Source organism: Pseudozobellia thermophila (assembly GCF_900141855.1).
GTDB lineage: Bacteria > Bacteroidota > Bacteroidia > Flavobacteriales > Flavobacteriaceae > Pseudozobellia > Pseudozobellia thermophila.
In genome coordinates this window covers 324,962-336,581 of sequence record NZ_FQYU01000003.1, presented here as the reverse complement: position 1 = coordinate 336,581, position 11,620 = coordinate 324,962, and the positions used below count along the sequence as shown (strand labels likewise).

Sequence of the window (11,620 nt, the reverse complement as noted above, 5' to 3'; positions counted from 1 at the left end):
ATTACTTAACAGATTTTTGGAGCTCACTTCGATAATTCGTTACTTTAACGAAGCGATTACCTACCTTTTTGTCGGGTAAATTTTTAACCGGGGATTTTTCGAAGGAAAATCAAGGGCAGGTATTACGAAGAAACCAGAGAACACAGTAAAATATGAAGTACACAACAAAAGTAACGGTCAATGTTCCGCGGGAAGAGTTTATCGAAAAAATGGACGACCCCGAGAACATGAAGCATTGGCAAAGGGGGCTAAAGTCCTTTGCCTTTCTTTCGGGGAAGCCCGGCCTGGAAGGATCCAAGATGGAACTGCACTATAAAATGGGCAAGCGCGAAATGGTCTTGATCGAAACCGTGATCAAACGCAATTTTCCACACGAGTTTCACGCCAGCTACGACGCCAAAAACGTGCATAACATCCAGAAAAATTATTTCGAGGATATCGATGGCCACAGCACGGAATGGATTTCGGAAACCGAATTTCAGTTTTCCGGATTTATGATGAAGGCCATGGGCCTTTTAATGCCGGCAGCCTTTAAAAAACAATCGCTACAGTACATGCAGGATTTCAAGGCCTTTGCCGAAAAAGGGACTTCGGTGGCGGATGATGGCAAAACACAAAAGCGCTGACCCAACAACTGGAACCATGGAAAAAAAAATTAAGCTGATCTGGGATTTTCGCGGGCCGGCGGCGTCAAAAACGGCCGAGCACCACGAAAAACATTTAAAGGAATACATACAACTGGAAAAAACGGATCTGAACATTACCGGCTGCCAACACGTAAACGACATGCTCAGCTCGGCCTTTATGGTCGTGACCGAAAGAGAAATGATAAAATTGCGCGATGCCCTAAAACCGCATCGCGGTGAACTGTACGAAGCCCCATGACCCGAAGCTATCTAGGCCTATGCCTTCTCGTTCTGTTCCATTGCCGCGCCCCCGGCCCATCGGTTTCCGATCCCTTGGAGCACGTACTTCGATCGCCCCACCCCAATATCAAAAGGGTAACCGACCATATCGAAGCGCACGAAGTCCAGATACGCTTCACGCAGATCGACCGGACCGAAGAGGGGGTGTTCTTTACCGATTACGATTTTCAAACGGACGAAAGCAAGTACTTTTATCCTGCCAGTACGGTAAAGCTTCCCATAGCCGCCTTGGCCTTGGAAAAACTGAACCATATCGACTCCCTAGACATGAACACCCGTTTTTATGTGGAGGGCGACTCGGTCGAAACCACCTTTGCCGAGGCCGTTTCCGAGGTTTTTGCAGTCAGTGACAACTTGGCCAATAACCGGCTTTTCGAGTTTTTGGGGCAAGACCGAATCAATTCGGGCCTGGCCCGAAAAGGGGTCGGTCGGGTGCGTATCGCCCACCGTCTGGGCGACCCATCGGACGACCTGGCCACCAAACCTTTGATCGTTTACGAAAACGACAGTACGACCTCGATTTTTGAAGGAAGCATCAATACCGCACCCAAACCCCTTGACCTAAAGGGAATAAAAAAGGGAAAGGGCTATTATGAGGATGGGGAGCTCATCGACGAAGCCTTCGATTTTAGCTTAAAAAACTACTACCCGATAGCCACCCAGCACCAAGTGTTGAAACGCATCCTTTTTCCTGAAAAGTTCGCCCCGGAAGAACGGTTCGACCTCTCCGCCGATCAACGCGACTACCTGTTGAACGCCATGCAGGCCGTACCTAGAACGGCCGGTTACGATCCGGCCATCTACCACGACAGCTATGTCAAGTTCTTTATGTACGGCGATACAAAGGAAAACATTCCCCCTACCGTCAAAATTTACAACAAGGTAGGCTTCGCCTACGGAACACTTACCGATTGCGCCTATATCGTCGATACGGAAAATAAGGTCGAGTTTATGATCACCGCGACCATACTGGTAAACAAAAACGGCATCTTCAACGACAATACCTATGAATATGAGCAAGTAGGTATTCCGTTTTTGGCCGAATTGGGAAGACAGCTGTACCATTACGAGGTCGGTCGTACCCCATAGGCAGGTAAAAACATCCAACTTGCCCGATCTTCGGGGAATGGTCGTACGCCAGCCCAAGACCCTTCGCCGCCCTGGCCAGGAAAGCCAAACGCCACCACGTCGTTGCAGCTTTCCAAAAAACAGCTCCCTACCAATAAATACCCTCAAATTTCGTTGTAATAAATAGCCCGTCCCTTTTAAACAACAGGGACGAACACTTAAAAGAACCCTATGCCCGACCAGCAAAACCGAATAACCGAGCTCGAGAAAAAGTTAGAACGGCTTTTAAGCAAGCAAGAACGTTTTGCCGAAGAACTCATGGTCTTGTACAAAGAGATAGAAGACCTCAAAAAACAGGGTTCAAAGGCGGGCACCGGTAATCCGAAAGCGGAAGTACCCCCTTTGAAAGCAACACCCGAAACCGCTGCCGCAAGCGTTCAGCAAACCAGCGATGTACTGAACACAGGGGAAGAAAGAAACCGGGCCAAGGGAACGATTCCAAAACCTGAACCGACAAGGCCCAAAAGATCACTTGGAAAATCGGGTCTCGAAAAATTCATTGGCGAGAACCTCATCAACAAAATCGGCATCGCCATTACGGTAATAGGTGTCGCCATCGGTGCGAAATACTCCATCGACAACGATTTGATAAGTCCACTGACCCGCATAATTTTGGGATATTTGTTTGGATTGGGCCTCCTTGGCTTCGCCATCAAACTCAAGAAAAACTATAAAAACTACAGCGCCGTACTTACCAGTGGGGCCTTGGCCATTCTGTATTTCATCACCTTTGCGGCCTATAATTTTTACGGACTCTACGGGCAACTGACCTCTTTTGGGCTGATGGTCCTGTTTACCGTCTTCGGGGTCGTGGCATCCCTACATTACGACAAACAGGTCATTGCCCATATCGGACTGGTAGGCGCCTATGCCGTGCCCTTCCTCCTTAGTGACGGTTCGGGCCAAGTTTCCGTGCTCTTTGGCTATATGGCCATTATCAACATAGGTATCCTGGCCATTTCGATCAAACGGTACTGGAAACCCCTGTTCTACTCGGCCTTTGTATTTACCTGGCTTATTTTTGTTTCTTGGTGCCTGTTTTCCTACGAACCGGAACTTCATTTTGGTACCGCCCTAGGTTTTTCGGCCTTGTTCCATATCGTTTTTTACCTGACCTTCTTATTGAACAAGCTGGCAAACAAGGAAACCTTCTTAAAATCCGATGTGGTTCTCCTGCTTTTGAATTCCTTTATTTTTTATGGAATTGGCTACGGTTTGCTGAACAGCCACACAACCGGCGAAAGGTTTCTCGGTCTGTTCACGATCGGCAATGCCATGGTCCATTTTATCGTATGCCTCGTGCTATACCGAAAAAAATTGGCCGACCGAGACCTTTTTCATCTCATAGCCGGTATGGTCCTGGTCTTTATCACGATCGCGATTCCCGTTCAACTTGACGGAAATTGGGTGACCCTTTTATGGATAACGACGGCGGTGCTGCTGTTTTGGATCGGCCGCACCCAAAAGATCGGGTTTTACGAATACCTCGCCTACCCACTCATACTCTTGGCCTTTGTCAGTCTTGTGCATGATTGGTCACAGGGCTATTCCCTTAACGGATACGACAGCCCGTCCACCACAAGGTTCGTGGCCAACATTTACTTCTTCACCTCCCTGATCTTTATAACGGCCCTGGGCCTTATTAACCGGGTGCATCGCAAAAATATCGAAGGGATGCCGTCCAACTTTACCAAAATGGCCCGCTATGGCCTGCCGGGCATGTTCTTGGTCGTACTTTACCTTTCCTTTCACTTAGAGATAGAGCATTATTGGAGGCAATCCTTTATCGGGTCGGCCATTGTCTTGAACGACGACGGACTTGGGGAGAAGACCGTATACAACTACGACCTAAAGGATCATGGTATCATTTGGACCCTCAATTATGCCCTGGCCTTTCTCATGGCCTTGGCCTTTGTCAACATCTTAAAAATAAAAGATAGGACCCTTGCCATTTTCACCTTGTTGCCCGGCCTCTTGACCAGTTTGCTTTTTCTGTCCCTGGGGCTCTATACGCTGAGCGAGCTGAGGGAAGGTTATTTAAGCCGCTCGCTTGCCGAATACTACGACATAGGCTTTGCCAACCTGGGTATCAGGTATGTGGCCATTGCCTTCTTTATAGGGTTCTTGGTCGCGATCAGAAAACTGGTCCAACAGCCATTTATGAAGATGGATCTTAAAATCCCCTTCGAACTGGCGATGCAAGTTTCCATTTTGTGGATATTGAGCAGTGAGCTTTTAAATTGGATGGACATAATGGGATCGAACCAAATGTATAAATTGGGCCTTAGCATTTTGTGGGGTGTCTACTCCCTGGCCTTGATCGTAGTCGGTATATGGAAGCAAAGAAAATACCTGCGCTTTGGGGCGATAGGGCTCTTTGGCCTTACCCTGTTAAAGCTCTTCTTCTACGACATCGCTTCGCTGAGCACCCTATCGAAGACGATCGTATTCGTTTCATTGGGCGTTTTGCTGCTCATCATTTCCTTCTTGTACAACAAGTACAAGAACCTTATATCGGATGAAAAAACAGATTCAACCCCTCAGTAAAAAATGCAATCGAGAAATGAAAAGGATTTCAAGATATAGAAACACGACCCTCCTGATTACGGCCTTGCTGTACGCCTCGATGTTGTTTTCCCAATTATCGGACTACACCTACAAACAGGAACTCAACGGCATTACCGAACAATGGCACGGCATCACCCTGCCCAGTTCCGTATTCGACCACCTACGATCGGACCTATCCGATATAAGAATTTATGGCCTCGTCGACAACGACACCATAGAGGCACCGTACATTTTACAGATTGCCGCGGAAAAACAAACACAGAAGGCCATTACGTTTACCAAATTGAACGCCGTCGCCAACTCGAAAGGCTATTATTTTACCTATGAGGTCCCCACCGAAGAATCGATCGACCTAATACATCTGGCGTTCAAGGAAACCAATTTTGACAGGAAGGTCGACCTGGAAGGAAGCCAAGACCAAAAGGAATGGTTTACCATTTTGGAAGACTACCGCATTCTCTCCGTTTCGAACGAACAATCGGAGTACTCCTTTACCGATCTGCATTTTCCCGTCTCCAAATTCCGATACTACCGTTTGCTGGTCAAAAGCGATACCAAGCCTGAAATTTTGTCCGCCGAACTCAGGCTTGACGACCATATGGATGCCCATTACATGGATTTTCCGGTCACGTTTATGAACATTGGAAAAAAAGGAAAGAACACCGTCATCGACATCGACCTGACCAAACGCCTGCCCCTGAGCTACCTAAAGCTCCACGTTAGCGACCAAATAGACTACTACCGCCCCGTGCGGGTACAATACGTTTCCGACAGCGTCAAGACCGATAAGGGCTGGCGCTACCAATACGGCAATCTGTATTCGGGTACGTTGACCTCATTGGAACAAGACGGGTTTCACTTTGACACCGTCTTGGCCCAAAAGCTCCGGGTAAGCATAACGAATCACGACAACCGGCCTTTACAAATAGAAAGCGCCGAGGCAAAGGGCTACGTCCATTCCTTGGCGATCCGCTTTGTTACCCCCGCGAAATACTATTTGACCTATGGCAACGACAAGGCCAAAAAGCCCTATTACGATATTGTACAGGCCGCTACCATTATCCCCGAAAATTTGACCGAATTGCAATTGGGTGCGGTCGAAACCATATCCAGGCAAAGTCCCCCTTCAGACGGGCCATTGTTCCAGAGTCCATGGTGGCTATGGGGCGTTACGGGCCTTATGGTGCTCATGCTGGGATGGTTTACCCTAAAGATGCTGCACAGGGAATAAGGTTACAAGACGGCCTGCCATCTCCCCCGCGCACCGAATACAAAAGAAACCCCTAAATTTGCACGTATAAACCCAGAGGCGTGCAAGAACCGAAACAAACCCGAATAAACAAATACCTGAGCGAAGTAGGCTACTGCTCCCGTAGGGCGGCCGATAAGCTTATCGAACAGGGCCGTGTCACCATTAACGGCCAAGTACCCGAAATGGGCACGAAAATTTCGGAGGGCGACGAGGTTCGGGTCGATGGGCAATTGCTCGGGCCTCCCCAAGAAAAACCGGTGTATCTCGCCTTTAACAAACCCGTGGGCATTGTGTGCACCACCGACACCAGGGTCGAAAAGGACAATATCGTCGACTTTATCAATTACCCGACGCGCATCTTTCCCATCGGCCGCCTTGACAAACCCAGTGAGGGACTAATTTTTTTGACCAATGACGGCGATATCGTAAACAAAATCCTCCGCGCCCGCAACCACCACGAAAAGGAATATATCGTTACCGTCGACAAGCCCATAAGCGAAGACTTTTTACAGCGTATGCGAAACGGCGTCCCGATTTTGGACACCATTACGCGCAAATGCAAGGTGGAGCAGACTGACCGGTTCGAATTTAGGATCGTTCTGACCCAAGGCCTTAACCGGCAGATACGGCGAATGTGCGAACACCTCGGGTATCGGGTAAAAAAGCTCAAGAGGGTCCGAATTATGAACGTGAGGCTCGACGTGCCCACCGGTAAATGGCGCAACCTGTCACCCGAAGAATTGGGCGAGATCAACCGATTGGTCGAAGACTCATCGAAAACCCATTAGCCCCAGGGAGTATGGCCATTGCTCCCTCCCCGCCCTGTCCCTAAGGTCCCGACCTACTTTTTCAAGCCTTGGCCACCACCCCCCACTTTACTGAATAATGTGTTTATTTTAACATGCTACCTCGTTAAAAATCATTAACTTAGAAAGTATAACTCAACTACAAACAAGCATCTTAAGATGATACAGGAACACAGAACACACATGAAAAAATCCTTGGTACCGGTACTTTTAATGGTGCTGTTTACTTGGGTACTGGGCACCGAACGGGCCGACGCCTTTTTCCAGGAAGAAGGACAAACGGAACAGAATTTCAACCTCTACAAGGGAAAGGTTATTGATTCGGAAAGCAAGAAACCCTTGGTCTTCGCCTCTCTTATGGTCGAGAAATCGAACATCAGCACCATTACCAATACCGAAGGGGAATTTTCGTTAAAGATGCCCGAAGATATAACGGACGCCGATATAGTGGTATCTTTTTTGGGATACAAGACCCAAACCATTTCATTGGACCAATTAAAAAACAACAAGAACCGTATTTTAATGGATGTCTCCGTTACGGAACTCCCCGAAATCAACATAAGCATTCCGAAGGATGCCGAATCATTGGTACGGGAAACCCTCAAGAAAAAGGGCCAAAACTACTTTGACGACCCGACCCTAATGACGGCCTTTTACCGGGAAACCATTAAAAAGAGAAGGAAAAACGTATCCCTGTCCGAAGCCGTGGTCAACATCTACAAAACCCCCTACACCTCGCCCAAACAGGATGGGGTCAAATTGTACAAGGCCCGAAAGAGTACCGATTACAGTAAATTGGATACGGTGGCCCTAAAACTTCAGGGCGGCCCCTTCAATGCCCTCTTCGTCGATATTATGAAGTATCCGGAGTACATTTTTTCAGAAACGTCGATCGGCCATTACAATTTCAAGTTCGACCGTTCGACGCGGGTCAACGACCGATTGATCTATGTGGTCAACTTTTCTCAAAAGGAGACCATAAGCGATCCCCTTTACCAAGGCAAACTCTACATCGATGCCGAGAACAAAATTCTTACCAGCGCCATCTATAGCCTCAATATTACCGACAAAGAACTGGCTTCCAAGCTATTCGTTCGCAGAAAGCCCCGAAATGCCAAGGTCTGGCCCAACGAAGTGGCCTATCGGGTAGACTATCGCGAAAAGAACGGCAAGTGGTATTACGGCTATAGCAACGTGCTCTTGGAATTTAAGATCGACTGGGATCGACGCTTGTTCAATTCGGTCTATACGATGACCTGTGAAATGGCCGTTACCGATTGGAAAAAGAATATGGCCACCGACTATCCAAAATCGCGCGACAGGATCAAATCGTCCATTATTTTGAGCGATGAGGCCATTGGTTTTGCCGACCCCGACTTTTGGGGCGAATACAACATTATCGAACCCGAGAAGTCGATCGAATCGGCCATCAAAAAAATACAGCGACAGTTGCGCAGGGCCAATTCGAGCGGGGGAACATCCATTCCCTAGATCCGATAACCATTTAAAATCATTAAATCGGCCTCAACGGGCCGATTTTTTTATTTCTTCTTAATTTCACCTCCAAATTACGTTTCGATGAACAGTAGAAGAAAATTCATTACCGGCGCGATGGGTGCCACCGGTGCCCTTTTTATGTCCCAAACAGGTTTTTCCCAAGCCGTAAACAATAGGACCGACCGCCCTGTTATACGCCCCAAGAGACTGAAAAAAGGAGATACTATCGGACTGATCGCCCCGGGATATGCCATTCGACGTGACATCTTGGAGGAAGCCATAGGCACACTGCACTCCCTGGGGTTTAAAACCTATCATACGGAACGCATCATTGGCAACCACGGTTATTTTAGCAATACCGATGAGGAGCGCGCCAAAGACCTGAACGAAATGTTCGCCAATTCGGAAATAGACGGGATCCTATGTGCCCGTGGAGGCTACGGATGCACCCGTATCATGACCAAAATCGACTACGGCAACATCAGCAAAAATCCCAAGCCCCTCATAGGTTTCAGCGATGTAACGGCCCTTTTGAACGGCATTTATAAAGAAACCGGACTGGTAACCTTTCACGGTCCCGTCGGCAGTACCATAAACGACCCGTACAGCATCGAGCAACTGCAAAATGTGGTGATGCGACCCAAAAAAAAGTACGCCATCCCCAATGTTGAACTGGGTGCCGAAAAAAAATCGGACCCCATATATGAACGCTATACGATTACTCCGGGCACGGCACAAGGTAAATTGGTCGGCGGAAGCCTGACCCTGATCAACGCCTTGATCGGTACGCCCCACGAAATAGACTTTACCGATGCCATCGTTTGTATCGAGGACGTGGAGGAGGCCCCCTACCGCATCGACCGTATGCTGACCCAATTGATCGAGGGCAAGACCTTTACAAAGGCCGCGGGCATTGTATTTGGTGTATGTGCCGGTTGTAACGAATCGTCCAACCCGCTTTCGTTCTCGTTGAAGGAAGTTGTTTTAGACCGTATAAGGCCCTTGGGCATACCTGCGGTACACGGCATGAGCTTTGGCCATATTGAGAACAATTTTACCTTTCCCATAGGGATAGAGGCAAAACTCGACGCCCGTACCATCAGCCTTGAACTTTTGGAAAAAGCAGTTCGCTAGGCCCTTGGTGGTGGACCACAATGCGCGTCACCCTTAAACATATTAATTGGCCACCTCGCTGATAAATTTTAGTCGGTACAAACGCAGTTCCTCGTCTTCGTAATCGCCATCGAACTCCTTCATGGCCTCATCGAGGTTATCGCTTTCCGCCTCGAGGAAATAATCGTGGATCTCCTCTTGCTGGTCTTCGTCCAAAATCTCGTCGATCCAATAGTCCAAATTCAATTTGGTACCGCTGTAGACGATTTGTTCCATCTCCTTGATCAAATCGGGAATCTCAAGCCCTTTCGCATCCGCAATATCGCTTAGGGGAAGCTTTCGATCAACGTTCTGGATAATATAAAGTTTCAGCCCCGAATTGGCTCCCGTACTTTTTACCACAAGGTCATCGGGCCTTACGACGTCGTTCTCTTCAACATAGGCGGAGATAAAATCAACAAAGGGCTTGCCGTACTTCTTGGCCTTTCCTTCCCCTACCCCGTTGATGTTGGTAAGTTCCTTTATCGAAATGGGATATTTCATGGCCATGTCTTCCAACGAAGGATCTTGGAACACTACGAAGGGCGGAACCCCCAATTTCTTCGCCTGTGATTTTCTAAGATCCTTGAGCTGTTTGAGCAATTTGTCGTCGGCAACGCCCGTCTTTCCGGCCTTGACAATGGTGTCACCGTCCCCATCGGTATAGGTGTGGTCTTTGGTCATCATAAACGATTGGGGGGATGCCAAAAATTCACGTCCCTTGTCGGTCACATGAAGAATGCCGTACTGCTCTATTTCCTTTTTTATCAGGCCTGCCACCAGCATTTGGCGGATAAGGGCCATCCAATGCCCCTTGTCCTTATCGGAACCAATACCGAAAACCGGCTTCTCGTCCGCCTTGTGCGAAGATATCAGCGCATTTATCTTTCCGATCAGCGTTCTGACCACCTCTTTGGACTTGAACTTCTCGTTGGTTCCCTGAACCACCTGCAAGACCTTCACCACGTCATCCTTGGCCTCTACCTTTTCCTTCGGGTTGCGGGCATTATCGTCCATATCGGCACCGTCACCGTTGACCTCGTCAAATTCCTCGCCGAAGTAATGGAGCATAAACTTGCGGCGCGACATGGAAGTTTCGGCATAGGCCACTACTTCCTGTAAAAGCGCATTGCCTATTTCCTGCTCGGCAACGGGTTTATTGGACATGAATTTTTCGAGTTTTTCTATATCCTTATAGGAATAAAACGCCAAGCAATGGCCTTCCCCGTCGTCCCTTCCGGCCCTTCCGGTCTCTTGGTAATAGCTTTCGATACTTTTCGGGATATCGTGGTGGATGACAAAGCGCACATCGGGCTTGTCGATACCCATACCAAAGGCAATGGTCGCCACCACCACATCTACGTCTTCCATCAAGAACATATCTTGGTACTTCGACCGGGTCTTGGCGTCGAAGCCGGCGTGGTAGGGCACGGCACTCACCCCGTTGACCTGTAGTACCTGGGCCAATTCCTCGACCCTTTTTCTGCTCAAACAATATATAATACCCGATTTACCGGCATTTTTCTTTACAAAACGAATGATGTCGGAGTCTACATTGGCGGTTTTGGGCCTTACCTCATAAAACAGATTGGGTCGGTTAAAGGAGGCCTTGAAGGTATTGGCCCCCGTAATGCCCAAGTTCTTGATGATATCTTCTTGGACCTTAGGCGTCGCCGTGGCCGTAAGGGCTATTACCGGGATGCCGTCGTCCAATCTATTGACAATGGCACGAAGGTTCCTGTATTCCGGCCTAAAATCGTGTCCCCATTCCGAGATACAGTGGGCCTCATCGACGGCAATAAAGGACAGCTTCACGCTCTGCAGGAATTCCACATAATCTTCCTTGGTCAATGATTCGGGGGCAACGTACAAAAGTTTTGTAACGCCGTCCACAATGTCTTGCTTTACCTGCCTGACCTCGGTCTTGGTCAGCGATGAATTAAGCACGTGGGCTATGCCGTTTTGGTCTGAAATACCGCGAATTGCGTCTACCTGGTTCTTCATCAATGCGATAAGCGGTGAAACCACGATCGCCGTGCCTTCTTGCATCAATGCCGGCAGTTGGTAGCACAAAGACTTACCACCCCCGGTCGGCATTATGGCAAATGTGTTTTTACCTTGAAGAATACTTGCAACTACATCCTGCTGCAAACCCTTGAACTCGGCGAAGCCAAAATATTTTTTTAGCGCCGCATGCAATTCCGTATTATCTATGACGGTTTTATCGTTTGCCATAATACGCCGTAACATGTTGAAAGTTGAAAAACAATTTAAGAGAATTCATTTTTCTT

9 protein-coding genes are annotated in these 11,620 nt (G+C 48.2%); 8 read left to right on the top strand and 1 reads right to left on the bottom strand.

Features of this window, described 5'->3' with window-relative positions; all coding sequences use genetic code 11:
- Positions 1 to 152 precede the first annotated feature (152 nt).
- From BUB37_RS11340 to BUB37_RS11305, 8 genes are all read left to right on the top strand, one after another.
- Entirely contained in the window at positions 153 to 626 is a 474-nt protein-coding gene (locus BUB37_RS11340; protein ID WP_072993603.1) for an SRPBCC family protein, read from the top strand.
- Positions 627 to 642: 16 nt separating this feature from the next.
- Complete coding sequence (locus BUB37_RS11335; protein WP_072994026.1) at positions 643 to 885, top strand: hypothetical protein; 243 nt, start codon at positions 643 to 645, stop codon at positions 883 to 885.
- Positions 882 to 2,015, top strand: a complete 1,134-nt coding sequence (locus BUB37_RS11330) for a serine hydrolase (protein ID WP_072993602.1) — start codon at positions 882 to 884, stop codon at positions 2,013 to 2,015. Before BUB37_RS11335 ends, BUB37_RS11330 begins: the two co-directional genes overlap by 4 nt.
- A 210-nt stretch (positions 2,016 to 2,225) precedes the next feature.
- Complete coding sequence (locus BUB37_RS11325; protein WP_072993599.1) at positions 2,226 to 4,601, top strand: DUF2339 domain-containing protein; 2,376 nt, start codon at positions 2,226 to 2,228, stop codon at positions 4,599 to 4,601.
- Between the two features lie 16 nt (positions 4,602 to 4,617).
- Positions 4,618 to 5,853 carry a DUF3999 family protein gene (locus tag BUB37_RS11320; protein WP_170863156.1) on the top strand — a complete coding sequence of 412 codons (1,236 nt, stop codon included), beginning with the start codon at positions 4,618 to 4,620 and terminating at the stop codon, positions 5,851 to 5,853.
- Between the two features lie 80 nt (positions 5,854 to 5,933).
- Entirely contained in the window at positions 5,934 to 6,662 is a 729-nt protein-coding gene (gene rluF, locus BUB37_RS11315; protein ID WP_072993596.1) for a 23S rRNA pseudouridine(2604) synthase RluF, read from the top strand.
- Positions 6,663 to 6,863: 201 nt separating this feature from the next.
- Positions 6,864 to 8,171, top strand: coding sequence for a carboxypeptidase-like regulatory domain-containing protein (locus tag BUB37_RS11310; protein ID WP_072993593.1), 1,308 nt, complete (start codon positions 6,864 to 6,866; stop codon positions 8,169 to 8,171).
- An 87-nt stretch (positions 8,172 to 8,258) separates the two neighbouring features.
- Positions 8,259 to 9,311, top strand: coding sequence for a S66 peptidase family protein (locus BUB37_RS11305; protein WP_072993591.1), 1,053 nt, complete (start codon positions 8,259 to 8,261; stop codon positions 9,309 to 9,311).
- Between the two features lie 42 nt (positions 9,312 to 9,353).
- Here the strand turns inward: BUB37_RS11305 and recQ are convergent, their stop codons facing one another.
- Positions 9,354 to 11,564, bottom strand: coding sequence for a DNA helicase RecQ (gene recQ / locus BUB37_RS11300; protein ID WP_094766694.1), 2,211 nt, complete (start codon positions 11,562 to 11,564; stop codon positions 9,354 to 9,356).
- Positions 11,565 to 11,620 lie beyond the last annotated feature (56 nt).